Source organism: Natrinema sp. H-ect4, from assembly GCF_041894845.1.
Lineage (GTDB): Archaea > Halobacteriota > Halobacteria > Halobacteriales > Natrialbaceae > Natrinema.
This window is the reverse complement of record NZ_JBHDYC010000019.1, coordinates 46,911-70,298: the sequence shown is the minus strand read 5'-3', so window position 1 is coordinate 70,298 and position 23,388 is coordinate 46,911. Positions and strand designations below refer to the sequence as shown.

21 protein-coding genes and 1 pseudogene are annotated in these 23,388 nt (G+C 64.4%); 13 read left to right on the top strand and 9 right to left on the bottom strand.

What is annotated here, in order from left to right:
• Positions 1 to 125 precede the first annotated feature (125 nt).
• On the bottom strand, positions 126 to 1,928 hold the full coding sequence (locus ACEWFR_RS19935; protein WP_374062689.1) for an excinuclease ABC subunit C: 1,803 nt from the start codon (positions 1,926 to 1,928) through the stop codon (positions 126 to 128).
• A gap of 26 nt (positions 1,929 to 1,954) precedes the next feature.
• Entirely contained in the window at positions 1,955 to 2,725 is a 771-nt protein-coding gene (locus ACEWFR_RS19930) for a hypothetical protein (RefSeq protein ID WP_374062688.1), read from the bottom strand.
• A 169-nt stretch (positions 2,726 to 2,894) separates the two neighbouring features.
• Between ACEWFR_RS19930 and ACEWFR_RS19925 the strand changes: the two genes are divergently transcribed.
• The 5 genes from ACEWFR_RS19925 to ACEWFR_RS19905 all read left to right on the top strand — a co-directional run bounded on the left by ACEWFR_RS19925 (position 2,895) and on the right by ACEWFR_RS19905 (position 6,540).
• A complete protein-coding gene (locus ACEWFR_RS19925) occupies positions 2,895 to 3,164 on the top strand; it encodes a hypothetical protein (RefSeq protein WP_374062687.1) in 270 nt (89 codons plus the stop codon).
• 119 nt (positions 3,165 to 3,283) lie between these two features.
• Positions 3,284 to 4,216 (top strand): ATP-binding cassette domain-containing protein, encoded by a 933-nt coding sequence (locus tag ACEWFR_RS19920; protein ID WP_374062686.1) that lies wholly within the window; start codon positions 3,284 to 3,286, stop codon positions 4,214 to 4,216.
• Positions 4,213 to 5,187, top strand: a complete 975-nt coding sequence (locus ACEWFR_RS19915) for an ABC transporter permease (protein WP_374062685.1) — start codon at positions 4,213 to 4,215, stop codon at positions 5,185 to 5,187. Before ACEWFR_RS19920 ends, ACEWFR_RS19915 begins: the two co-directional genes overlap by 4 nt.
• A gap of 102 nt (positions 5,188 to 5,289) precedes the next feature.
• Complete coding sequence (locus ACEWFR_RS19910; protein WP_374062684.1) at positions 5,290 to 6,294, top strand: ArsA family ATPase; 1,005 nt, start codon at positions 5,290 to 5,292, stop codon at positions 6,292 to 6,294.
• A 57-nt stretch (positions 6,295 to 6,351) separates the two neighbouring features.
• Entirely contained in the window at positions 6,352 to 6,540 is a 189-nt protein-coding gene (locus ACEWFR_RS19905) for a multidrug transporter (RefSeq protein WP_098725187.1), read from the top strand.
• Positions 6,541 to 6,909: 369 nt separating this feature from the next.
• Here ACEWFR_RS19905 and ligA read toward each other — a convergent pair whose 3' ends face one another.
• The 5 genes from ligA to ACEWFR_RS19880 form a co-directional block, all read right to left on the bottom strand.
• The gene (ligA, locus tag ACEWFR_RS19900; protein WP_374062683.1) at positions 6,910 to 8,988 is read right to left on the bottom strand and encodes an NAD-dependent DNA ligase LigA; all 2,079 of its coding nucleotides are present in this window, start codon (positions 8,986 to 8,988) and stop codon (positions 6,910 to 6,912) included.
• A gap of 272 nt (positions 8,989 to 9,260) precedes the next feature.
• Positions 9,261 to 9,686, bottom strand: a complete 426-nt coding sequence (locus ACEWFR_RS19895; RefSeq protein WP_374062682.1) for a DUF5518 domain-containing protein — start codon at positions 9,684 to 9,686, stop codon at positions 9,261 to 9,263.
• A gap of 66 nt (positions 9,687 to 9,752) precedes the next feature.
• Positions 9,753 to 10,127 (bottom strand): 2Fe-2S iron-sulfur cluster-binding protein, encoded by a 375-nt coding sequence (locus ACEWFR_RS19890; protein ID WP_374062681.1) that lies wholly within the window; start codon positions 10,125 to 10,127, stop codon positions 9,753 to 9,755.
• A gap of 31 nt (positions 10,128 to 10,158) precedes the next feature.
• Positions 10,159 to 11,571 carry a selenium-binding protein SBP56-related protein gene (locus ACEWFR_RS19885; protein ID WP_374062680.1) on the bottom strand — a complete coding sequence of 471 codons (1,413 nt, stop codon included), beginning with the start codon at positions 11,569 to 11,571 and terminating at the stop codon, positions 10,159 to 10,161.
• A 61-nt stretch (positions 11,572 to 11,632) separates the two neighbouring features.
• On the bottom strand, positions 11,633 to 12,013 hold the full coding sequence (locus tag ACEWFR_RS19880; protein ID WP_374062679.1) for a 2Fe-2S iron-sulfur cluster-binding protein: 381 nt from the start codon (positions 12,011 to 12,013) through the stop codon (positions 11,633 to 11,635).
• A 163-nt stretch (positions 12,014 to 12,176) separates the two neighbouring features.
• Between ACEWFR_RS19880 and rio1 the strand changes: the two genes are divergently transcribed.
• Positions 12,177 to 13,052 carry a serine/threonine-protein kinase Rio1 gene (gene rio1 / locus ACEWFR_RS19875; RefSeq protein ID WP_374062678.1) on the top strand — a complete coding sequence of 292 codons (876 nt, stop codon included), beginning with the start codon at positions 12,177 to 12,179 and terminating at the stop codon, positions 13,050 to 13,052.
• Positions 13,053 to 13,113: 61 nt separating this feature from the next.
• Positions 13,114 to 13,617 carry a metallophosphoesterase gene (locus ACEWFR_RS19870; RefSeq protein ID WP_374062677.1) on the top strand — a complete coding sequence of 168 codons (504 nt, stop codon included), beginning with the start codon at positions 13,114 to 13,116 and terminating at the stop codon, positions 13,615 to 13,617.
• Positions 13,618 to 13,713: 96 nt separating this feature from the next.
• Here ACEWFR_RS19870 and nadE read toward each other — a convergent pair whose 3' ends face one another.
• On the bottom strand, positions 13,714 to 14,565 hold the full coding sequence (nadE, locus tag ACEWFR_RS19865) for an NAD(+) synthase (RefSeq protein WP_374062676.1): 852 nt from the start codon (positions 14,563 to 14,565) through the stop codon (positions 13,714 to 13,716).
• Between the two features lie 963 nt (positions 14,566 to 15,528).
• Here nadE and ACEWFR_RS19860 point away from each other — a divergent pair.
• Positions 15,529 to 16,086, top strand: coding sequence for a pre-rRNA-processing protein PNO1 (locus ACEWFR_RS19860; RefSeq protein WP_098725195.1), 558 nt, complete (start codon positions 15,529 to 15,531; stop codon positions 16,084 to 16,086).
• Position 16,087: 1 nt separating this feature from the next.
• On the opposite strand, the pseudogene ACEWFR_RS19855 reads toward ACEWFR_RS19860, so the two are convergent.
• A pseudogene (locus tag ACEWFR_RS19855) lies at positions 16,088 to 16,963 on the bottom strand (RNA-guided endonuclease InsQ/TnpB family protein); the annotation flags it as partial.
• Between the two features lie 442 nt (positions 16,964 to 17,405).
• Here ACEWFR_RS19855 and thsA point away from each other — a divergent pair.
• The 5 genes from thsA (at position 17,406) to thrC (ending at position 23,064) form a co-directional block, all read left to right on the top strand.
• On the top strand, positions 17,406 to 19,067 hold the full coding sequence (gene thsA, locus ACEWFR_RS19850; RefSeq protein WP_374062692.1) for a thermosome subunit alpha: 1,662 nt from the start codon (positions 17,406 to 17,408) through the stop codon (positions 19,065 to 19,067).
• 363 nt (positions 19,068 to 19,430) lie between these two features.
• Positions 19,431 to 20,198 carry a class I SAM-dependent methyltransferase gene (locus ACEWFR_RS19845; protein ID WP_374062675.1) on the top strand — a complete coding sequence of 256 codons (768 nt, stop codon included), beginning with the start codon at positions 19,431 to 19,433 and terminating at the stop codon, positions 20,196 to 20,198.
• Positions 20,199 to 20,329: 131 nt separating this feature from the next.
• Positions 20,330 to 20,509: a hypothetical protein gene (locus ACEWFR_RS19840; RefSeq protein ID WP_374062674.1), complete on the top strand. Its 180-nt coding sequence runs from the start codon at positions 20,330 to 20,332 to the stop codon at positions 20,507 to 20,509.
• Positions 20,510 to 20,677: 168 nt separating this feature from the next.
• The gene (locus tag ACEWFR_RS19835) at positions 20,678 to 21,676 is read left to right on the top strand and encodes an ornithine cyclodeaminase family protein (RefSeq protein WP_374062673.1); all 999 of its coding nucleotides are present in this window, start codon (positions 20,678 to 20,680) and stop codon (positions 21,674 to 21,676) included.
• Between the two features lie 164 nt (positions 21,677 to 21,840).
• Positions 21,841 to 23,064, top strand: a complete 1,224-nt coding sequence (gene thrC, locus ACEWFR_RS19830) for a threonine synthase (protein ID WP_374062672.1) — start codon at positions 21,841 to 21,843, stop codon at positions 23,062 to 23,064.
• Positions 23,065 to 23,388: the final 324 nt, after the last annotated feature.

Sequence of the window (23,388 nt, the reverse complement as noted above, 5' to 3'; positions counted from 1 at the left end):
ATCCCTGTTGCCACGGTAGCAGGACGCTTCGCCTCACTCGTTCACACCAAAACTCATCGTTCCATTCACAGATTGAGAGAGCGATAAAGAGACGGTTCAGTCCTTCCATACGCTCTCTGCTGCTGTTAGAGCCGCGATTTGATCGTCTCGGCCGTCTTCTCGCCGATCCCCTCGACGCTCCGGAGGTCCTCGAGACTCGCGTCCCGAACGTTTTCGACGCTGCCGAAGCGACCGAGCAACTGCTTTCGAGTTTCTGGCCCGACTCCCTGCACGTCGTCGAGCACCGTCTTGACCTCGTCGCGAATAGTCTGGTGGTACTGCACGGCGAAGCGGTGAGCCTCGTCTCGCACGCGCTGCAGGAGGTGCAGGTGCGGCGCGTCGCTCGGCCACGAGAACGTCCGACGGGGCGTGACCACGCGCTCCTCGGCTTTCGCCAGCGCGACCGCCGGCACGTCCCAGTCGACCGCCTCGAGCGCGTCGCGGGCGGCCTCGAGTTGCCCCTCGCCGCCGTCAATCAGCAACAGATCGGGGTCCGGTCGGTCGTCGCGCTCCTCGACGGCGCGGCTGGCGCGCCACTCGAGTAAGGCGCGCATGTTGTCGTAGTCGTCGTTCTGGTCGGTGAGCTTCTTTCGGCGATAGTCGCTCTTCTCGGCGCTGCCGTCGACGAAGGTGACGTTGCTGCCGACCGCCGCTTTCCCCTGGGCGTGGCTCACGTCGAAGCCCTCGATCCGCCGGGCCGAGTCGATCTCGAGGGCGTCCGCGAGCATCCCACACTCGTCGCGCCGGCCCACGTTGCGTCGGGCGTTCTTCAGCGCGAGTTCGACGAGTTTCGCCTCCCGGCCCGCGCCCGGAACGCGGACGGAGACCCCTTCGGCCTCGAGCCAGGCCGCGACCTCGTCGTCGCCATGGCGCTCGGGTAGGAGCAGGGCGTCGGGCAGTTCGCGTTCGGCGTAGTACTGGACGATGAACGCCGCCAGAACGCTCGGGACCCCCTCAGCCCCGCCGTCGGCGTCGACCCCCGCGGAGCCGGGTGCCTCGAGTGTGTGTCGGTCCCGGTCGATCAGTTTGCCCCGCTCCGCGCGCAGCCGGGCGACGGTCGCGTCCTCGCCTTCGATGGCGACGCCGAGCACGTCGACGCCCCGCTCGTCACCGGTCGACTGGACCGCCTCGCCGCCCTCGCCGTGGAAGGCCGCGACGGTCTCGAGTCGGTCCCGCAGGTTCGCTGCGCGCTCGAAGTTCTGCGATTCCGCGGCGGCTTCCATCTCCCGCCGGAGCGGATCCGTGAGGATTCCGGTCTCGCCCTCGAGGAAGCGCTCGACGGCGGTGACGTCTTGCGCGTAGCTCTCGAGGTCGATCTCGCGAGTGCAGGGCGCGGTACAGAGTCCCATCTCGTAGTCCAGACACGGCCGCTCGCGGCCCGCGTACTTGTGATCCGAGCAGCCCCGCACGCCGTACGTCTCCCGCAGCGCCTTCACGACCGTCTCGACCTGCGTCTTGCTGGTGTAGGGGCCGAAGACGGTCGCGGCTCCGTTCGCGGTTTCACCGCTCCCGTTCGAGGCGCTTTGCGCCTCGCTGTCCGGATCGCGGGTGATCTCGATCCGCGGGGCGTCGTGGGCCGTCAACTGGACCATCGGATACGACTTGTCGTCCTTGAGTCGGACGTTGTACCGGGGCTGGTGGCGCTTGATCAGGTTCGCCTCGAGCAACAGCGCCTGCGTCTCGGTGTCGGTGACGGCGATCTCGATCTCGCCGGCGCGGTCGACCATCCGGCGGATCCGCGCGCTGCGGGGATCGGCGTAGGACCGGACTCGGCTGCGGAGATCGACCGCTTTCCCGACGTAGAGGGTGGTTCCGTCCTCCCGAAACTGGTAGACGCCGGGCTCTCGGGGCAACGATCCGGCCCGCTCGCGAACCGCATCGGCGTTCATCGGCCGCCCTACGGAGTCAGGAGGTTTCAGCCTGACTCCTCGTCCCCGAGCCACTCCGCGTTGGGTCGGTCCATCCGTGCCCGCTCGTCATCGCCCGGATCGTCCCGCAGCCGCTCGTCGCGACCGCCGTCGGTATCGGTGCTCCCCTCGAGCGTCGACGCCGACGCCGACGCCGACGCTGACGCCGCTTTCGGTCGAATCGCGGTCTCGATCTCGGCGATGGAACCGGACTCGAGATCGGTCCGGCTGACGGGCACCACGAGGTCGGTCCCGCCGCCCACCCGGAGGACGAGCCGGCGCGACCGCGAGCGGACGTAGCGCCAGACGAGGGCGGCGGCGACGACCAGTGCGGAGACGCCGCTCAGGAGAACGGCCCAGTCGAGCACTAGGAGGACCGTTTCGATCGCCGAGAGCGCGCCGTCGACGAGGCGCTCGATACCGTTCGATCCCGGGAACGGGCCGGTGTCTTGGAGTCCGGACGACGGAACGTAATCGACGAAGCTGACGGCCCTCGACGCCTCGAGCAAGCCGACGCCGACGAAAGCGGCGGCGATTCCCCAGCAGAGCCGACGGAACCGGTCGACCGTTTCGACGCTCACAGTTCCGACGTTCGGCCGCTCGGCGTGGCGAAACTCCGGCCCGTCCGCGTCCGGGACGAACGTCATGACGCGACGGTTCGTGACGACGACCGTCGCGTTCTCGAGGTCGACGCGCCGTTCGACGCTTTCTCCGTCGTCACACAGCTGATCGGCGTGTTCGCTCCACTGCGCGACGCGCTCGCTTCGGGTCTCGGGCATCGGTGATCGTCATCACTGCTCCACTGTCGACCCTCAAGTACGTCGGTGCCCGTTCGCGCGAGTAGGGTTCGCCTTCGGAACGGATCCAATCCCATGAGAAGGGGCTCGCCACCGTTGGGGCGGGTTCGACACGGTACTTTCTCGGTGCTCGACCGTCAACCCGACGCGTATGAGTGACTCGACGGTTCAGTGCTGGCTCGTCGAACGAACGTTCGACGACCGCAACCTCGTGACGATTGTCTACGCGACGCCTGACGGCTCGCGCTACCAGCAACGGGAGCGATCCGCGACGTCGCTACAGACCGGGTCGACGGTCACCGCGGCCGCGGAGATCCCCGACGACGAACTCGAGCCAGTCGCCGACGAGGCGACCCGCGAGCGCTACGTCACGGAGGTCGAACGGACCGCCGAGCAGTACGATCCCGACGATCCGATCTAGCAGTGCTAACCCTTCGCATGAAAATCGGCGATATCGACGCATAACGGCCGGAAACCGTTGAATACACCTGTAATGGTGATGTCACAAACCTTATCGGGCAACGCTACGACCACTTTTCCATGCCCGCTATCACAGTCGACAACCTGACCAAGTCGTTTGGTCAAACCGTCGCACTCGATGATCTCTCCTTTCGAGTCGAAGAGGGCGAGGTGTTCGGTTTCCTTGGTCCCAACGGCGCCGGCAAGTCGACGACGATCAACATCGTTCTGGACTTCGCTCGTCCGACGGCTGGCGAGATCAGCGTTCTCGGAATGGACGCCCAACGGTACAGCCGAGACATCCGACAACGAACCGGCGTCCTCCCCGAGGGCGTCGAGTTGTACGACCGGCTGACCGCCCGCCAGCACCTCGAGTTCGCGATCGACTCGAAGAACGCCGACGACGACCCCGAAGCGCTGCTCGAGCGGGTCGGCCTGGTCGATGCCATCGACAGGAAAGCCGGCGGCTACTCGAAGGGGATGGCCCAGCGGCTCATGCTCGCGATGGCGCTGGTCGGCGAGCCCGACCTGCTGATCCTCGACGAACCCTCGACTGGACTCGACCCCAACGGGGCCCGCGAGATGCGCGACATCGTCCGCGAGGAGAGCGAGCGAGGCGCGACCGTCTTCTTCTCGAGTCACATCATGGAGCAGGTCGAGGCGGTCTGCGACCGCGTCGGCATCCTCCGGGACGGAAAGATGGTCGCCGTCGACTCCGTCGAGGGACTGCGCGACTCCGTCGAAGGCGGGACAACGCTACGGGTCACCGTCGATCGGATCGACGACGACGCACTGCAGGCGGTCCGCTCGCTTCCCGACGTCAGTAACGCCACCGTTCAGGGGCAGAACCCGCCGACGGTCGTCGTCGCCGTCGACGGCTCCAAGACGGCCGTCCTCTCCGCGCTTGAGGACCGCGGCATCGAGATCCGGGACTTCGAGACGACCGAAGCGTCGCTCGAGGACGTCTTCCAGTCGTATACGACCGACGCCGGGACGGAGGTGCACGCGCGATGAGCACCGATACGAGTACCGGAACGGGATCCGTGGATTCGGGCGGGTCGACCTCGAGTTCGATCAACCTCGAGAGCGTCCGCGCGGTCGCGAAGAAGGACTTTCAGGACGCCGTCCGCTCGTGGCTGTTCTGGGGTCTGAGTGCGTTCTTCTTCGCGCTCTTGGTCGTCGTGACCGGGGCGCTTTCGTACTTCGGTGAGGATATCGCAGCGCAGGGAGCGACGACCGACATGCTGGTCGTCTTCGTCAGTCAGATCACGAAACTCGTCGTGCCGCTGATCGCGCTGGTCCTGGGCTGGAAGTCGATCGCCGGCGAGCGCGAGTCCGGGAGCATCAAGGTCCTCCTCTCGCTGCCCCACTCCCGAAAGGACGTGCTGCTCGGGAAACTGCTCGGCCGGTCGGCGGTCCTATCGGTGTCGCTGACCGTCGGATTCGTCTTGGCCGCCGTCGTCGTCGCCGCGTTGCTCGGTGCCTTCGATATCGTCGACTACGCCGGGTTGCTCGTGATGTCGATCATCTACGGCGTTGCCTACATGAGTATCGCCGTCTCGCTCTCGTCGCTGACGCGCTCGACGACCGTCGCTGGAGCCGCGATGGGCGGCGTCTTCGTGCTGTTCTACATCGTCTGGAACGCGCTTCAACAGGTGTTCCGACTGCTCTCCCAGCGGGAGATCCTCTTCTTCGATACCGTCCCGTACACGGCGGAGATCGGCGGGCAAGAGGTGCAAGCCGAGCGCCTTCAGGACTGGGTGTACTTCGTCATGAACCTCGATCCCGGGCAGGCGTACACGAACGGGCTGACCTTGCTCACGGATGTCGATGCGCTCGAGTCGCAGGTTGCGTACAGCGCACAGCTGTTCGGCGGCGAATTACCGATCTTCCTGCAGGACTGGTTCTCGTTCCTGATCCTGCTGTTCTGGATCGTCGTTCCGCTCGCCGTCGCCCTCTATCGATTCGATCGCGTCGATCTCTGAGCGGATTCGCTATCGACGCGGCTATTTATTTTCCCGTCCGTACAGCGCGTCTACCTCACTTTCGGGGCGACGCTTACGTCACCGGCCGTGGTAGCCACGGCCGTGACCGACTGCATCTGCTACGGCGGCAAGGGCGGCGTCGGCAAGACGACCTGCGCCGCGGCCACCGGGCTCTCGCTGGCCGCCGCGGGTCGGCGGACGCTCGTCGTCTCGACCGACCCCGCTCACTCGCTCGCCGACTCGTTCGAGGCCGATATCGGTCCGGAGCCGACCGAACTCGAGGCACCCACTCTACTCGAGGGAACCGAGACGGCCGCGACGCGCAAGCCCGACGACGACCGATCGGGGAGCCTCTGGGCCGTCGAGATCGATCCCGAAACGCAGCGAGAGCGCTACGAGAAACTGGCGCGAGCGCTGGCGGCGGACCTGCGCAGCGCTGGGATCAGTCTCTCTGACGCGGAGGTCGAGGAACTCTTCGCGGGCGGCGCGCCGGCCGGCAGCGACGAGATCGCAGCGCTCGACCTGCTGGTCGAGTACGTCGACTCCGACGAATGGGACGTCGTCGTCTTCGATACCGCGCCGACGGGCCACACCCTGCGGCTGTTCGACATGCCCGGGGCCATGGGACGCGCGCTCGAGACGGCCCAGTCGCTTCGCGGACAGGCGAAGCGGATCGGCAACGCTGCGCGGACGGCGGTGCTCGGACCGATGTCGATGCTCGGCGGGCAGCGCGACGACGAGGACGAGAGCCTCGCGGCGTTTCAGGGCCGCCTCGAGCGCGCTCGCGAGCTACTCACCGATCCCGAGCGGACCGAGTTTCGGGTCGTCCTGATTCCGGAGGCGATGGCCATCGCGGAGTCCGAACGGCTCGTCGCGCGACTTCGCGAGGCCGGCGTGTCGGTCGAGCGGCTGGTGGTGAATCGGGTGCTCGAGGACCCCCACGAGGGCTGTCCGCGCTGTGAGTCGCGGCGGGCGCGCCACGAAGAACGGCTCGCTGAAATCCGCGAGACGTTTCCGGGACTCGAGGTGGTGACGCTACCCGACCTCGAGGGGGAGGCGCAGGGTCGGGAGCCGCTGGCGGTGATCGCCGAGCAGTTGCCGACCTGAGCGGTCACAGCGGGTTTTGCCACTACTTTTAAGCTGTCGGATGTTCTACACTCTCTCATGGCACTCTCGCTCGGTCGGAATTCGTCCCCGCTCGTCACGGCGATTGGCGCGGCCGTCGCGCTCGTGGCGATCGTCGGCACGCAGGTGCTGGGCTGGGAGTGGGGTTCCGGACAGCTCGTCCCGACAATTATCGGCGTCGTCGTCGCCGTGATTGCAGTCTTCGTGGTTCTCACCCGCCGCGGATGAGCCCGGCTACCGATACGTGTCTCCGGGTGCATTCCGCCGAGTGCGACCAACGAGTTACTGTTGAACCAATTACTATACTATGATCGACACTACCCACGAAGCTTATCACTGACTACTGACTGCTCGAATCCGTAGCTGGCACGCTACTGATCCACGTGAAACTACTCGAGAAGTACCTGGAACGGTTGTATCGAACGAAATCGCCGGTCCGAATCTATCGCTGTTCGAACTGCGGTTGTACGTACGAGACCAACAACACGACCTGTCAGGAGTGTTGGAACGGACGGCTCGTTCGAATCAAATAATCGGGTCCGTCTCCCGCTTCGGTTTCGGTCTCACGGTCCCTTTTCTTCGAACCGCGGACACCCTCTATCCGTGGTCAATCCCTTCGTCCTCGAGCAACGCTCGGAATTCGGATTCGTCGAGGATCGGCACGTCGTTGTCCCGAGCGTCCGCCTGCTTCGTCGCGCCCGGATTGTCACCGGCGACGAGGTAGTCAGTGTTTCCGGAGACGCTCCCCGTCGCGTTCGCGCCGTGGGTTTCGACGAGTTCCTGCGCGTCGCCTCTGGTCATCTCCTCGAGCGAGCCGGTGAAGACGAATGTCAGTCCCGCGAGTTCGTCGCCGCCGGTGTCGATGTCGACCTCCTGCGGGGAGACGTGCTCGAGCACGCCGTCGACGACGTCGGCGTTCGCCTCGCTCGTGAAAAAGTCGTGTATCGTCTCGGCGACCGTCTCGCCGACGTCGTCGACGCCCTCGAGTCGCTCGGGGTCGGTTTCGGCGACCGCGCGGAAATCCGCGAAGCTGCCGAACTCGCGGGCGAGCTCTCGGGCCGTCGTCGGCCCGACGCGAGGGATACCCAGCGCCGAGATGAAGTCGGAAAGCGGCGGGTCGCGACTGGCCTCGATTTCGCTCAGGAGGTTTTCGGCGCTGGTCTCGCCCCACCCCTCGAGCGCCAGCAGGTCCTCGCCCTCGAGTTCGTAGAGGTCCGCGACGGACTCGAGCAGGCCGGCGTCGACGAGCTGGCGGACGCTCTTCTCGCCGAGCCCCTCGAGGTCGAGGCCGTCGTCGCCGGCGTAGTACTCGATCGAACGCCGGAGCTGGGCGTCACAGCCGAGTCCGCCGGTACAAAAGGCGATCGGCCCGTCGCGCTCGACAGGGCTGTCGCAGACCGGGCACGTTTCGGGCATCTCGTAGTGCCCCTCGCTGTCCTTGTCGACGACCTCCTCGACGTAGGGGATGACGTCGCCAGCGCGCTGGACGCGAACGGTGTCGCCGACGTTCACGTTCTTCGCTTCGATCTCCTCGGGGTTGTGCAGGCTCGCCCGCGACACCGTGACGCCGCCGACGTCGACCGGCTCGAGCAGGGCGACGGGGGTCAGTCGACCCGTTCGGCCGACCTGTACTGCCACGTCCACGATGGGCGTCACCTCCGCGCGGGCGGGGAACTTGTAGGCAAAGGCCCAGCGGTCGTGGCGCGCCGTCCGGCCGAGTTCCTCGCGCGCGTCTCGAGCGTCGACTTTGATCACGGCGCCGTCGATCTCGTAGTCCAGGTCATCGCGGGCCTCGAGCAGCCGGTCGCGGTAGTCGATCGCGTCCTCGATATCGTCCGCTACCTCCACGCGGTCGTTCACCCGCAGGCCGAACTCGGGGAACCGCTCGAGTTCCGCCCGATGCGTGTCCTCGAGTTCGCTCGCTTCGAGCACGTCGAAGTAAAAGACCGCGAGCGGGCGCTCGGCGACGACCGAGGGGTCGAGCTGCCGGATCGTGCCGGCGGTCGCGTTCCGCGGGTTGGCGAAGGGGTCCTCGCCGCGCTCGATGCGCTCGCGGTTGTGCGCCTGAAAGGCGTCCTTGGGCATGTAGACCTCGCCCCGGACCGCGAGGAACTCAGGGTGATCGCCGTGGAGCCGCTGGGGGACGGAGCCGATGGTGCGTGCATTGCGCGTCACGTCGTCCCCTTCGCGGCCATCGCCACGAGTCACGGCGCGCTCGAGCGATCCGTCCTCGTAGACGAACTCCATCGAGACGCCGTCGAACTTGGGTTCGCAGACGTATTCGACATCGCCGACCTCTCGTTGCACTCGGTCCGCGAACTCCCGCACGTCCTCGACCTCGCCGCTCTGGTCGATCGAGAGCATCGGCGCGACGTGCTCGACCGTCTCGAACGCCTCCATCGGCTCGCCGCCGACGCTCCGGGTGGGGCTGTCGGGATGAGAGAGATCGAATTCCTCCTCGAGGTCGCGCAGCCGGGCAAAGAGGTCGTCGTAGGTCCGATCGGCGATCAGGGGCTCGCTCTCGACGTAGTACCGGCGGTCGTGCTCGTGGATGGCCTCGCGGAGCAGTTCGACCTGCTCGCTGGCCTCGTCTTCCGAGAGATCCTCGACCGGCGTGAAGTCGGTCGGCGGCTCCCGGAGATAGGGATTCTCTTCGTCCTCGTCGGCGACAGACATTGCTCGAGGGTTGCCACTCGGACCCGTTAACGTTACTGACTGGGGCTTGATCGGTTTGCTCTCCTTCTCTTGAGTCGACGATCGTGGTCGGTCGGTTTCGGCAACAGGATGGATTCGCAACGCGGCTCACTCGAGTGCTCTTCGGCTGTGTGTTCGTTCGATCACGACGGTGGTAGAAGCAGTTCCGCGAACTCACCATCGCTGGTCTCATTCATACCATCGACCGATCGCTTTGAACGGTCAGTACAGGAGTTTTGTCTGACAGCCTGTCGTTATGATGCCTCCACGTTGGTCGTCCATCGGGAGCCAACGGTGTTTGCCACCCACCCACCGACACGACCGAATCCGAGACCGAATAGGGGTGCAACACACACCACCAGTCCACCGGCGAAGACGACAAACACGACTCTACGTAGCGACCACGTCGCCGTCGTACCTGCTGTCACAATGAATATGAGCAGTCCGAGGACGCCACCAATGAAACCAGCGCGGAGTCCAGCAGCACTTGGGTCTGCCGAGCGGATTGCGGCGATGACTCCTGCGACGAACGCTCCGATTATCATTATACCACCGCCGATGGTCCCCTCCGAATTAGGCAGCCAATTTAGAATGGCGGTGACAGGTAGCGAGGCTATCGCACCGATGAGCGCGAATCGCCATGCTGGAGGAAGCGTGTGGACGCGGAGAGGTGATACCATACTTATTCCTAAAAATTTCCAATAGTATATATTTTCACCGAGTCAGGGACTGGAAGTTCTACTGAATCACTTCCACGGGTTATCCACCAGTTCGCTGTGAACGCTCGAGCCGACCGCGATCCGACAATCGGCCCGCGGTGCGGCGATACACAACAGTACGTAGCCGTCGTCCCGGTGTCGATCCTTCAGGGCCCGAGGCGGACGGCGATACGCGAACGCGGCGTCGGTGCCGAACCCTCCCGTCTCACCGTCGTCTCCGGGTTTCGTCCCGTCGGCCTCGAGTAACCGCCCCGTACAGGTCCCGCAGGCACCGGTACGACAGCCGTACGGAAGCGCGATGTCGGCTCGTTCGGCCGCTTCGAGGACCGTTTCGTCTTCGCGAACCTCGACGGTCCGCGTCCGGCCGTCGGGCCACTCGAGGGTCACGTCGTGGCTCGTCATGTGATCGACCGAATGCCGGTTTCGCGGTCGCTCACTGCCAGACGTCGCTCGTGCAGTCGCCGTCGGGCCACCGGATCTCGTGGGCGCGGGCCGGCCCCGCCGGACACTCTCCCCAGTCGACGAGGAAGTCCTCGTCGAGTTTCATCGTCCCCTTCCGGGGGTCGACGTCGGCTTTCAGCATCACCGATCCTCGCTCGGCCTCCTCGGGGTAGAACTGGTCGTCCCACGAGGAGAACAGCGAGGTGGTCCAGTAGAGGCGTTCGCCGTCGAGCGAGAGCTGTATCATCTGCGGGCCGGCGGCCAGTTCGCGGCCCTGGACCTCCCGAACCTCGCCGAAGGTGCCGCCGACCGAGAGCGAGTCAGCTCGCCGCGGGTTCGACGGGTCCGAGATGTCGTACATCCAGACCTCGCCGTGGAGCCAGTTCGAGCCGAACAGGTACCGATCGTCCATCGAGATCAGGATGTCCGTCGGCAACGCGGGGACCGGCATGTCCCAGTCGTCGTGCTCCCGGCTCTCGAAGTCGATCACCTTTTCGGCGCGGTACGCTCCGTCACCGTCGGCCGCGCTCTCATCGCGCCAAAAGTGGAAGATATTCGACGAAAGCGCGGCCCCCACGAACCCGTGGGTCGATTCGGGAGTGTGGAGAAAGCGCACCTCGAGGGGGATCAGTCCCTCCTCGCCGAGATCGATCGTCTGCTCGACGGTGCCCGCCTCCCAGTCCCAGAAGTGGAGCCGCTGGCCGTAGTCCCCTGCCTCGACGTCCTCGAGATCGAACCCGGGGTAGTACGTTTTGGGGGCGGCCCACTCGCTCGAGACCATCACGTTCTGGCGGGGCTGGTACCAGTAATCGTAGTTCATCTCGATCTCGCCCGGCGGCTCCCACCGCCCTTCGATCTCGAAATCCTCGTTCAACTCGAGGAAGCCGCCCGGCAACTCGCCGTCGGCGTCGCCGAGCATGCTGATCAGGATCTCTCCGTCCGGGATGCAGTGGACGGTGTGCGGTGCCGAGAGGTCGTATTCGAAGACCTCCTCGGGTTCGATCACCGTCTCGAGTTCGGGATTTCGTCGGTCTTGTGCGTCGAGCACGTGGATCCGCGAGGAGCGCTGGCCGGGGACGATCAGGTGTCGCCGCTCGAGGCCCTCGACGTGACACGACGACGAACAGGCGTTCCACCCGAAGTGGTGGAGTTCGTCGCCGCGATTCGGCAGTTCGATTCGGTCGACGATCTCGCAGTACGTGTCCGAGTCGGGATCGAGATCGACGACCGAGACGAAGTCCGGCGCGTCGACATCCGTCCCGACGTAGAGGCTCATCACGTAGGCCAACTGCTCTCGACCGCTTTCCTCGATGGCCGCCTGCGGCGTCGAGTAGCCGGGTCCCTCGTGGTGGTGTTCGTGATCGTGGCTCGATTCGACATCGCCTGGCGTGCTAGCATCACTCATATCTGTACCGACCACGAACGAGTAGATAAATCTGGTCGGGGGTGACGAGAGCGGAACGGAACTATGCCCAGGGACTGTCGCCGACTTCGGCGCGGACCCGCGGACCGACCTCGAGGCGGCAGTCGGCCCGCGGCGAGGCGATACACAGCAGGACGTAACCGTCCGCCTGTTCAGGCTCAGTCAGCGCCGCCGGCGACCGTCGATAGGTGAACGCGTCGGCGACATCGAGCGGGCGGTCCGTTTCGCCGTCCTCGGTGTCGTGCTCTTCCGTCTCGAGCCCAACCAGCCGGCCGACGCAGGTGATACACGTTCCCTTCCGGCAGTCGTACGGAAGTCGAATGCCGGCCCGCTGGGCCGCCTCGAGAACTGTCTCGTCCTCGTCGACGGCGATCGTTCGGGTCGGGCCGTCGGTCCGCTCGAGCGTCACGTCGTACTCCGTCATCGGTTCCCCTCGAGTGTCGGTCGCTGTTCGGTCGTTCGACTCATGCTCGGTACTACGACGGACAGCCAGAAAAGGGAGACGCGAGCGCTCGCCCGGTTGTCGGATCGAGGACGGCCAATCGATACCCAGTATTTACCCGCATCCGGCCCGTATCTCCGGACAGATGGAACAGGGAACGGAGTTCGGACTGGTCGACCTCGAGGACGTCGAGAGCCCAGGCGACGAGTGGGAGGAGATCGACGTCTCGGAGACCGACGCCGATCGCATCGCTCGCAAGCGCGATCGGAAGTTCGAGCAGTTCGAGGAGCGGATCAAAGACGCCGATCAGTTCAAGGTCGAGCAGTCGGTGTTCGACGACGCGACGCTGGCGGCGTTGTACAAACTCGTTCAGGACGGCTACGTCGATGCGTTCGGCGGTCCGCTCTCGACGGGGAAAGAGGCTAACGTCTACCTCGCACAGGTCGACGACCGCGAGGTCGCGGTCAAGATCTACCGGATCAACGCCTCGAACTTCACGCAGATGCGCGACTACCTCGAGGGAGACCCCCGCTTCGAGGGCCTGGGCGGCAAGAAGAAAGACGTCGTCCTCGCGTGGACCAAGAAGGAACTGGCGAACCTCCGGCGCGCGCAGGCGGCCGGCGTGCGGGTGCCTGAACCCATCGCCACCGAGCGCAACGTGCTGGTCATGGAGTACATCGGTACCGAGGACGACCGTGCGAAGCGCCTCGGCGAGGTACACATCGAGAATCCCCAGACGGCCTACGAGGTCATGCGCGAGTATATGCGACGGCTCTACTCGGCCGGGTTGATCCACGGCGACCTGAGCGAGTATAACGTCGTCTTCGACGAAAGCGAGGGGCAACTCGTGTTCATCGACCTCGGCCAGGCCGTCACCGTCCACCACCCGAACAGCCGCGAGTTTCTCGAGCGGGACTGTCGGAACGTAGCGAATTTCTTCTCTCGGCAGGGTCTCGAGGTGGCCGAGGACGACCTGTTCGAGTTCGTCACGAGTCCGGAGCCGGATCCCTCGCGGAGCTGATCGCCGTACTGGCGTCGGGGCGTCCCGAACGCCTTAGTGGCTCGCCCGCGCCCGAACGAGTATGAACATCGGGATCATTTCGGACACGCACGACAACGCCGAGGCGACCGAACGCGCCATCGAGATTTTCCGGGAGGAAGGCGTCGAGATCGTCATCCACTGCGGCGACTTCATTGCCCCGCTGATCGTGCCGTACTTCGAGGAGTTCGAACTCCACGGCGTTCTCGGGAACAACGACGGCGACGTCGCCAACCTTCAGGCCGCCTTCGACTCGCTGGGCGGTGAGAGTCAGCTGCACGGTCGGTTCGCGGATCTCGAGTTCGACGGGCTCTCCGTTGCCGTCCTCCACGGCGAGAGCAAAGCCGAGGTTGAGGCGATCGCCGCCGGCGAGACGTACGATTTCGTCTGTTACGGCCACCACCACGAGCGCGAGCTCACCGATGACGGACGGACGACGGTGCTCAACCCCGGCGCACACTTCCTGGCGAAATCCGAGGCGGATCGGACCGTGGCGATCCTCGACACGCGCTCGGAGGCGGTTCGATTCCGGTCGGTGCTCGAGTAGTCCCGGTTCGGTCGGGAGACGTCTCGCTTTGCAGACCCTCTCCGAACCGCACCGGACGCTGGCCGCAGTCTGACGGCGTCGAACGACTCGGTTCGATCACTCGACGATCCCCGGCGTCGGCGGGAGACGACGTTTGTGTTCCGTTCGAGCACACCACTGGGCGATTCGGTCGACCAGCGCCGGATCGACGCCGACCCGCTCGGCCGTGGCAGTCATCCCGACCCCCTCGTCGACGTGCAATCGAAGGACTCGATCGATCGTTTCCGTCGGCGCGTCCAGTTCGCCGCTGTGCGAGCCCTCTCCCTGAAATGACGGTGTTGACGACTCGACGGTGATGTTCTCCGGGATGCCGATAGCGTCGGCGAGTGCCCGGACTTCGGTTCGGTAGAGATCGCCGAGAAGGAGGCAATCGGCCCCTATCTCCCCGTGTTTCGTGAGCGATCCGAGGAGATACTCGGTGCGATTGACCGTTCCCACGACGAGTCCGTTCGCCGTGTTCGCGACGTAGTAGGCACAGGCCATTCGGAGCCGTGACAGTGCGTTGTTGGTCGCGACCAGATCGTCAGTCGGTCCACTGGACCCGCCGATGGCTTCCTGAAACGCGGCCAGCACCGGCTGAAGGTGTATGCGATCGGCCTCGATTCCGAGCGACGTCGCGATCGCCTCGGCATTCCGCATGGTCGCCTCGTGACTCATGAACGCCGGCAGCAATAACCCGGTCACGCGCTCTGGACCGAGCGCCTCGACCGCGAGCGTCGCTGCGACCGTCGTCTCGACGCCGCCGTCGAGCTGTACGATGAGTCGCTCAGCGCCGGCATTGGTTACCAACTCCTCGAGAAACGCCGGCAGCTGCTCCTGGAGGTGAGTGAGCGCACCAGCAGTCGTCGCGAGCCCGGCAGCATTCCGAGGAAGCTCCTCGATAGCGATATCGGATGACCGGGCAGTCATGATCGTGACACAGCAGTGTGGTCTTTAAACGGGACCGACCACGGTTGGTCGATGCTGTCTCTCTGGCCGACAACTGAACAAGAATAGCACAGTAAACGACTGATACCCGTCTCAGTACACCAAAATCCCATCATCTGCTATCTGGTCATCTGTTTTGCCTAATAGTTCTTTCTGGTCGAATATTCTATCTCTAACCCATTCTTGGTGAGACATATTATAGGGAATATCGTATTAGGTGTGGGAACTCAAATACCGTTCTCGGGATCGCTATCGATCAAAACGATCGAGACCGTGTTTTTCTTTCGATAGGCTCGTGTCGGGATTCGGTCCCTCCGAGTCGATTGGATAGGGAGATAGCTGCGGGCAACTCGTCCGTTTGTGACCGTTCACCTGGCAGCGCACCTCTGACGGTGTCGCGGTAATCGATTCGGTGCTTTCGGTCAGTCAGAACCGGTGTGGGACGCCGGAACGGCCGTGGTCGACAGAGGACTCCCAAACCTCTCGATAAATTCTCGAACACTGTCCTCTCAGTCGGGAACTTATGCTACATATTGTGTCTTTACCAACGAAAGTATTAACATATGTGGTGAGAATGCTCTTGTTGGCGAGGATTCGAAACGGCCAATTCACTGAACCACCCGTGAACCGTGGGCCACGCCAAACATGGCCTCGCCATCGTCAGGATATACCATCCTGTAGAGAGCAGTCTCAGCGGCGTTCGCTACAGTTCCGCTACCGGTTGAACCGGTGACGTGACTGTCGCTGATCTCGCTACCGGGAGCGGACGATTCCTCTCACTATAGTATCCATTGGAATAATCAGTGCGCTGATTGTATCGTTCTCATGCGATCACGAGTCGCAGAATCGTCGCTCCACGCGCGGTTGTCCGACATACTCTGCCGAACGAACGGCGGCCGGTCCGCGGACCAAGGTCTTAACCTCACCCAGCCAGTAGCAGACCGTATGCAGCACGTGAAGATTCCGCAGGACCGCATCGGCGTTCTCATCGGTGAAGGAGGCGAGACGATGCGCGAGATCGAGGCGGAAGCGGAAGTGCGACTCGACATCGACTCGGAGAACGGCTCCGTCGCCGTCGAAACCGTCGGCGACCCCGTACTCGGCCTCAAAGGCCCCGAGATCGTTCGCGCCATCGGGCGCGGATTCGCACCCGAGGACGCCCTGCGACTGCTCGAGGACGATATGATGTTGTTCGACGTCGTCGACATCGACGCCGCCTCGCGCAACAAGACCGACATGAAACGCAAGAAGGGCCGGCTCATCGGCGAGAGCGGTCGGACCCGTGAACTGATGGAGGAGCTAACCGGGGCCGACGTCGTCATCTACGGCTCGACGCTCGGGATTATCGGCGGCCCACAGGAGGTCGAGGTGGTCCGCAGCGCCGCCGAGATGCTCCTCGATGGGGCACCCCACGGCGCGGTTTACTCCTTCCTCGAGGAGAAGCACAACGAGATGAAACACAAGGGGATGGAGTACCACCGGTTCCCCGGCGGCCAATCGTGAACTACCCCGCCCTGCTCGGCCTGACGGTCTCGCTGAGGACGGGGCTTCCTGTTTCTAAGACGCGCTTTGCAGGAACCGAATCGATTCCCGTAGGGAGCGCAGTCTCCGCAGGCATTGAATCGGGGTGAACCACCCCTACTTCGGTGAGTCCGCGAGAAAGGATGTTGTAGGCGGCGTTGAGGTCGCGGTCCGCCTCGAATCCGCATGAGGGACACGAGTGTTCGCGTACCCACAGCGGTTTGTCGGTCGCAACGCCACAGTTGGAACATTCTTTGGTCGTTCCAGCCGGATCGACGGCCACGAAGTGCGTGCCTTCGCGGTCGCACTTGTATTCGAGCATCCGAAGGAACGTTCCCCACGCCGCTCCGGCGCGGTTGCGGCTGTTCGAGGGGAGTTCCATCAACCCCTTCGCGTCGAGGTCTTCGACCGCTACGAGGTCGTATTCCCGGGCGTAGTAGTTCGAGAGCTTGTGCAGGAAATCCCGACGCTTCCGCTTCAGGTCGGCGTGGCGTCGGGCGACGATGCGCTGTTGCGTGCGGTAGTTGGCCGAGCCGTGTTCCTTCCGCGAGAGCTTGCGTTGTTCGCGTTCTAACCGCTCGCGTTCGTCGGTTAGGTCGGGGCCTTCGACGGCGGTCCGGTCGCTGTCGTGAGCGTACTTCAGGATACCCACGTCGATTCCGATGCATTTCTCGGGATTCTCGGGCTTCGGTGACGCGTCGTTCTCGGTTTCGATTCCGAGGACGGCGAACCACTCGCCGGTCGGTTCCTGCTTGACGACGACCTCCTTGATCGTGGCGTCGTCGAGGACCTCGCGGTGGGAGACCATCGGAACGTCGCCGATCTTGGAAAGAGAGAGTACAGGCCGACCGCTCGTGGAGTTCGTCGGGCGGTTTGAGCCTGTACCGGTAGTTGTAGCGCATGGTCTACTCGTTGATGAAAGATGATGACGGCGCTGTATCCCCTCCCTACTCGCTCCCTCCGGTCGCTCGTTGAGGAAGGGGCCGTAGCGCCTGCGATTAGGTAAACGAACCCTCTGGCAATCGCGACTCGGCTTTCGTCCGCTGCGTTACCGCATCCACACACGCGCCCCGTCAGCTGATCGGCCGAGTTCAGTTTCCCGCGGCTGTCCGAACGTCGCTAAAATCACTGGCGAGCGCAGCCGTTCGACGATTCTCACGTAGTGCGATCATATATACCCGAACGTCCATCGGATCGAAAACGCCAGACAGGGGCTACCTCGAGCACTCCTGTCCATTTGATAGAGAAAGGCTTATATAGAATCACAAACAATCACTCGAGTGACTATGGCTCAACAGCAGATGGGCAATCAGCCCCTTATCGTACTCTCGGAGGACAGTCAGCGAACCTCCGGAGAGGACGCGCAGTCGATGAACGTACAGGCCGGGAAGGCCGTCGCCGAGTCCGTTCGGACGACGCTCGGCCCGAAGGGGATGGACAAGATGCTCGTCGACTCCTCGGGCAACGTCATCGTCACCAACGACGGTGTCACACTGCTCTCGGAGATGGAGATCGACCACCCCGCGGCCGACATGATCGTCGAAGTCGCCGAGACCCAAGAAGAGGAAGTCGGTGACGGCACTACCAGCGCCGTCGTCATCGCCGGCGAACTCCTCAGCCAGGCCGAGGACCTCCTCGACCAGGACATCCACGCCACCACCCTCGCCCAGGGGTACCGAGAGGCCGCCGAGGAAGCCACCGCGGCTCTCGAAGAGATCGCCATCGACGTCGACGAGGGAGACACCGAGATCCTCGAGCAGATCGCCGCGACGGCGATGACCGGCAAGGGCGCGGAGAACGCGAAGGACCTGCTCTCCGAACTCATCGTCGAGGCCGTTCGCGCGGTCGCCGACGACGAGGGCGTCGACACGGACAACATCAAAGTCGAGAAGGTCGTCGGCGGCTCCGTCGAGAACTCCGAACTCGTCGAAGGCGTCATCGTCGACAAGGAGCGCGTCTCCGACAGCATGCCGTACTTCGCCGAGGACGCCGACGTCGCAATCGTCAACGGCGACCTCGAGATCAAGGAGACCGAGATCGACGCCGAGGTCAACGTCACCGATCCCGACCAGCTTGAGCAGTTCCTCGAGCAGGAGGAGGCCCAGCTGCGCGAGATGGCCGAGAAAGTCGCCGACGTCGGTGCCGATGTCGTCTTCGTCGACGGCGGCATCGACGACATGGCCCAGCACTACCTCGCACAGGAGGGCATCATCGCAGTCCGTCGCGTCAAGTCCAGCGACCAGGCCCAGCTCGCCCGCGCGACCGGCGCAACGCCGGTCTCGAGCGTCGACGACCTGACCGAGGACGACCTCGGTGCCGCCGGTAGCGTTGCTCAGAAGGAGATCGCCGGCGACCAGCGCATCTTCGTCGAAGATGTCGAGGACGCAAAGGCTGTCACGCTGATCCTCCGCGGTGGCACCGAGCACGTCATCGACGAGATCGACCGCGCCGTCGAGGACTCCCTCGGCGTCGTCCGAACGACGCTCGAAGACGGCAAGGTGCTCGCCGGCGGCGGCGCACCCGAGATCGACGTCTCGCTCTCGCTGCGCGACTACGCTGACTCCGTCGGCGGCCGCGAACAGCTCGCAGTCGAGGCCTTCGCCGACGCGCTCGAGGTCATCCCGCGAACGCTGGCCGAGAACGCCGGGCTCGACCCCATCGACTCCCTCGTGGAGCTGCGCAGCGCCCACGACGGCGGCGACACGGGTGCCGGGCTCGATGCCTACACCGGCGACACCATCGACATGGACGCCGAGGGCGTCTACGAGCCGCTTCGCGTGAAGACGCAGGCGATCGAGTCCGCCACCGAGGCGGCCGTCATGCTGCTTCGCATCGACGACGTCATCGCCGCGGGCGACCTCGCGGTCTCCCACGACGACGATGACGAAGAGATGCCGCCGGGCGGCGGTGGCATGGGCGGCGGCATGGGCGGTATGGGCGGCGGCATGGGCGGCATGATGTAAAACTAAATTTTGCTCTGCGGGCCGCCTTCGGCGGCCCTCGACAAAATTTAGTATAAAAGCCTCCGCCTTCCGTTCCGGCTGCGCGGAGCGCAGCCGTCACATCAGTTGTCGGCCCGAGCGCTACGCGCTCGGTCGGGGGCTTGTTCGGCGGGCTCTCGTCCGCTCGAGTTGCCCACTGCAGTCGGCCCATTTCGTCGTTTTCTCTTTCGTCGTCGCTCCCGAATCCCGTACTCTCGCGGTTCGTTTCGGTCGATACCGTCCCGACGAGTTTTCGATTTCGACTCAGATCGACGATCCGACCGCTCGAGGCTCGAGAGCCGCCCCCGCGCAACCTTCATATTTGTTTCGTCACAAGAGACGATTGTGACAAACGATACCGACAGAAAGCAGGACGTAGCGGCCGCCTTCGGAGACGCCACGGATGGTTATCGGGACGGGGCAGTTCTCAAGGAGGGGACCGACCTTGACCAACTCGTCGACTGGTGTCAGGACGCGACGTATACGCTCGACGTGGCAACCGGTGCGGGACACGTAGCCGGTGCGCTCGCCGAGACGGGTGTTTCGAGGGTCGTCGCAGCGGACCTCTCGCCGGAGATGGTCCGGACGGCGACGACTGAGTATCCTCGCATCGAGGGCGTGGCAGTCGACGCCGAGCGGTTGCCGTTCGCCGCTGACCGGTTCGACGCTGTCACCTGCCGCTTCGCCGCGCACCACTTTCCGGACCCCGCTGCCTTCCTCGCGGAGGTCGAACGCGTCCTCGAACCGGGCGGCGTCTTCGCGCTCGAGGACCTCTGTGTCCCGAACGATCCCGAACTGGCGGCGTACGTGAATCGGATCGAGCGGCTTCGTGATTCGGGTCACGTCGAGACCTACTCCCGAACGCGCTGGCTCGAACTGTTCGAGGAAACCGATCTGACGGTCGAAACCGACCGCGAGGCAAGTCGTCGCCTCGAGGTCGACGCCTGGCTCGATCGGATGGACGTGCCGGCCGACCGTCGGCGGGAGATCCGTCTGCTGCTATCCGACGCGCCGGCAGCACTCGAGGAAGCGTTCGACTTTCAGGACGCCGGCGACGGCGAACGACTCGAGTCATATCGGACCAGCATCCTGCTGCTTCGAGCGCGACGGTGATCCGTCGACGAGGGGGACTAATCGCCCTCGTCCGCGCTGCCGAACCCGGGCCCGTGATCGAACCGATGGCGATCCGGATCGGCTGGCACCGTCAGGCTTATACGCCAGTGGATGACACGTATCTAACACGAATGGACCGGCGGCAGTCCGGACTCGCTTCGATCGCCATCGGGGGACTCCTCGTGGTCCTCTCGGACGGCCCGCTCGCCGTGACTGGAAGCGGGACGGGTGCACCACTGGTACTGCTACTCGGGGGCATACTACTGCTTCTGGGGAGCGGCAGTCTCCTGGTGTCGTTCGCTGCCGACTGACCGCCGTCACACCAGGACCGTCCCGCCAGGCTCGTTCGGGTCGTCCGTCGGTATTGCCTCGAGTTCGGCGGCGGTCCGAGAGACGATCGTGTCCGCGGGAGCCGGCCCGTTTCACGTCTTGTCGGCTGATACTGACGAACTAAGTAGCGGCCCGCAATATTCACCACTATGAACACGATCCTTCTGGACAGCGACGACGTCGACGAGCACGCCGCCCTCGGCGACGTCATCGACGCGGTCGAGCAGGCGTTCGCGGCCTTCGAACGCGGGACGACGCAGATGCCCGCCAAGTCCTATATCGACCTCCCGCAGTACAACGGCGACTTTCGGTCGATGCCTGCCTACCTCGATACGGGCGAGTGGGACGCCGCCGGACTGAAATGGGTCAACGTCCACCCGGACAACCCCGAAGATCACGACCTGCCGACCGTACTGGGGACGATGATCTACTCCGATCCCGAGACCGCGTTTCCGCTGGCGATCATGGACGGGACGACGCTCACCATGAAACGCACGGGCGCTGCGGCGGCGGTCGCGACCGACTATCTGGCCGTCGAGGACGCCTCGAGCCTCGGCCTCGTCGGGGCCGGTGTCCAGTCGTACACCCAACTCGAGGCGATCAGCGAGGTCCGACCGATCGAGGAGGTCGTCATCTCGGATCCCGACGACGAGCGAGTCCAGCGGTTCGTCGAGACCTACGAGGATCGCTTCGACGTCTGCGGGGGCTCGATTTCGGAGGCTGGGCACTGTGACGTACTCTCGACCGTGACGCCGGTCGAGGAGCCGATCGTGGGGCTCGAGGACGTCGGCGAGCGCACGCATGTCAACGCCATCGGGGCCGACGCCGAGGGGAAACACGAGCTAGCTGATGCGTTGCTCGAGGCGGCGACGATCGTTATCGACGACCACGAGCAGTGTACCCACTCGGGCGAGATCAACGTCCCCTACCGCGCGGGGACGCTGAGCGACGCGGACATTCACGGTGAGATCGGCGAACTCGTGGTCGGATCGAAAGCGGGGCGGACCGGCGAGACTGGGATCACGGTGTTCGACTCGACCGGACTCGCGATTCAGGACGTGGCGGCCGCGCGAGTGGTCTACGAACGGGCGTCGGTGGACGGTGCGGGCTACGGGTTCGACATGGTCGGTTTCGAGGGATCGCCGTAAGTCGCTTCACGGTCCGCTGTCCGCCGATCGAATTGCCGGTCGCCGTTCAGACACTCCAGTCAGGACGGAACTTGCTCGACGAAGCGTCCATCCGCCGGACCGACACCGTTCTCGGACGGGAGGGAGTAACTTCTACTTGCTCTCTCTCCTGTCTTGACACAGCGATGGAACACGTACGGACGCTCGAATGTACGCTCTGTGGCGAAACGTACGACCCCGAACAACTCGTCTACACCTGTTCGAACCATCCGAGTGTTCAGGGCATACTCGAGGTGCAGTACGACTACGACGTCGTCCGCGAACGCTTTGACGAACCCCTCGACGGGAATATCCGTGATCAGTGGAAGTATCGGGCGTTCCTCCCGGTCGAGGAGGACGCGGAGCCGGTGACGTTGCAGGAGGGTGGAACGGACCTCTACGATGCGCCGCGCCTCAGCGACGAACTGGGTGTCGAGATGCGGGTAAAAGACGACGGACGAAACCCGACGGGCGTTCTGAAGGACCGCGCGACTAGCGTTTCGGTGACGAAGGCGACCCACGCTGGCCGTGACGTCGTTACGTGCGCGTCGACCGGCAACGCCGCGGCGTCGCTCGCCGGGTACGCTGCCCGGGGCGGACTCGACTGTCGGATCTTCGTTCCGGGCGATGCGCCGGAAGGGAAACTCGCACAACCGCTGGTCTACGGTGCGGACGTACTCGCCGTCCGGGGGAGTTACGACGAGGCCTACGATCTCAGTATGGAGGTAACCGAGGAGTTCGGCTGGTACAACCGCAACGCTGCGATCAACCCGTTTCAGGTCGAGGGCAAGCGAACCGTCGGTCACGAACTCGCCGAGCAAACGCGGGGCGACGTGCCGGATTGGTTGGTGTTCTCGATGGGAGACGGCTGTACGATCTACGGCGGCTGGAAGGGGTTTCGCGAATTTCGCGATCTCGGGTTCGTCGACGAAGCGCCGAAAATGCTCGGCGTTCAGGCCGAAGGTGCGAGGGCCATCCACGACGCGTACCACGAACACGACTCGACCGACGACGTCGCGAACACGCTCGCAGACAGCATCGCAGTCGGTCGTCCGCGCAATACGCTGAAGGCGGTGAAAGCACTGAACGAGAGCGGCGGTACGTCCGTAGTGGTCAGTGACGACGAGATCCTCCGCGGGGAGAAGACGCTCGGCAGCGCCGAGGGAATCTACGCCGAACCCGCCGGGGCGGCCCCCATCGCGGGGATTCGAAAGGCGCTATCGGAGGGGATCATCGACGAAGACGAATCGGTGCTCGCCGTCGTTACCGGCTACGGACTGAAAGACGCGAAGAGCGCCGTGGAGGCGTCCGGAAGTGCCACGGAAATCGCGGCGGAGCTGGACGAGGTAAAGCAGCGATACAGCCCGTAAGACTGCTATCGTAGCCACTGACAGTCACTTCATACCCGATCGCACGACGGGAGCGCGGTTCGGAGCGAGCGCGGTTCGGGGCAAGCGCGGTTCGGAGCGAGCGCGGTTCGGAGCGAGCGCGGTTCGGAGCGAACGCGGTTCGGAGCGAACGTAGTGAGCGAGAACCGCGGGGATGCGAACGGTGAGCGGAGCGAGCCGTGAGCGAACGCAGTGAGCGAGAACCGCGGGGATGCGAACGGTGAGCGAAGCGAGCCGTGAGCAAACGCAGTGAGCGAGAACCGCGGACTGTCCGATCGGCGTGTAACTCGTTTCAGTTGTTCCGCT

Bases quoted from the DNA above. Each gene is read 5' to 3' on its own strand.
- ACEWFR_RS19890 (WP_374062681.1), bottom strand. From the start codon at position 10,127: ATGACGAGCCACGACGTGACCCTCGAGTGGCCCGACGGCCGGACGCGG.
- ACEWFR_RS19895 (WP_374062682.1), bottom strand. From the start codon at position 9,686: ATGGTATCACCTCTCCGCGTCCACACGCTTCCTCCAGCATGGCGATTC.
- ligA (WP_374062683.1), bottom strand. From the start codon at position 8,988: ATGTCTGTCGCCGACGAGGACGAAGAGAATCCCTATCTCCGGGAGCCG.
- ACEWFR_RS19905 (WP_098725187.1), top strand. From the start codon at position 6,352: ATGGCACTCTCGCTCGGTCGGAATTCGTCCCCGCTCGTCACGGCGATT.
- ACEWFR_RS19835 (WP_374062673.1), top strand. From the start codon at position 20,678: ATGAACACGATCCTTCTGGACAGCGACGACGTCGACGAGCACGCCGCC.
- ACEWFR_RS19930 (WP_374062688.1), bottom strand. From the start codon at position 2,725: ATGCCCGAGACCCGAAGCGAGCGCGTCGCGCAGTGGAGCGAACACGCC.
- ACEWFR_RS19840 (WP_374062674.1), top strand. From the start codon at position 20,330: ATGGACCGGCGGCAGTCCGGACTCGCTTCGATCGCCATCGGGGGACTC.
- ACEWFR_RS19920 (WP_374062686.1), top strand. From the start codon at position 3,284: ATGCCCGCTATCACAGTCGACAACCTGACCAAGTCGTTTGGTCAAACC.
- ACEWFR_RS19925 (WP_374062687.1), top strand. From the start codon at position 2,895: ATGAGTGACTCGACGGTTCAGTGCTGGCTCGTCGAACGAACGTTCGAC.
- ACEWFR_RS19935 (WP_374062689.1), bottom strand. From the start codon at position 1,928: ATGAACGCCGATGCGGTTCGCGAGCGGGCCGGATCGTTGCCCCGAGAG.
- ACEWFR_RS19880 (WP_374062679.1), bottom strand. From the start codon at position 12,013: ATGACGGAGTACGACGTGACGCTCGAGCGGACCGACGGCCCGACCCGA.
- thsA (WP_374062692.1), top strand. From the start codon at position 17,406: ATGGGCAATCAGCCCCTTATCGTACTCTCGGAGGACAGTCAGCGAACC.
- ACEWFR_RS19870 (WP_374062677.1), top strand. From the start codon at position 13,114: ATGAACATCGGGATCATTTCGGACACGCACGACAACGCCGAGGCGACC.
- ACEWFR_RS19915 (WP_374062685.1), top strand. From the start codon at position 4,213: ATGAGCACCGATACGAGTACCGGAACGGGATCCGTGGATTCGGGCGGG.
- thrC (WP_374062672.1), top strand. From the start codon at position 21,841: ATGGAACACGTACGGACGCTCGAATGTACGCTCTGTGGCGAAACGTAC.
- nadE (WP_374062676.1), bottom strand. From the start codon at position 14,565: ATGACTGCCCGGTCATCCGATATCGCTATCGAGGAGCTTCCTCGGAAT.
- ACEWFR_RS19885 (WP_374062680.1), bottom strand. From the start codon at position 11,571: ATGAGTGATGCTAGCACGCCAGGCGATGTCGAATCGAGCCACGATCAC.
- ACEWFR_RS19860 (WP_098725195.1), top strand. From the start codon at position 15,529: ATGCAGCACGTGAAGATTCCGCAGGACCGCATCGGCGTTCTCATCGGT.
- rio1 (WP_374062678.1), top strand. From the start codon at position 12,177: ATGGAACAGGGAACGGAGTTCGGACTGGTCGACCTCGAGGACGTCGAG.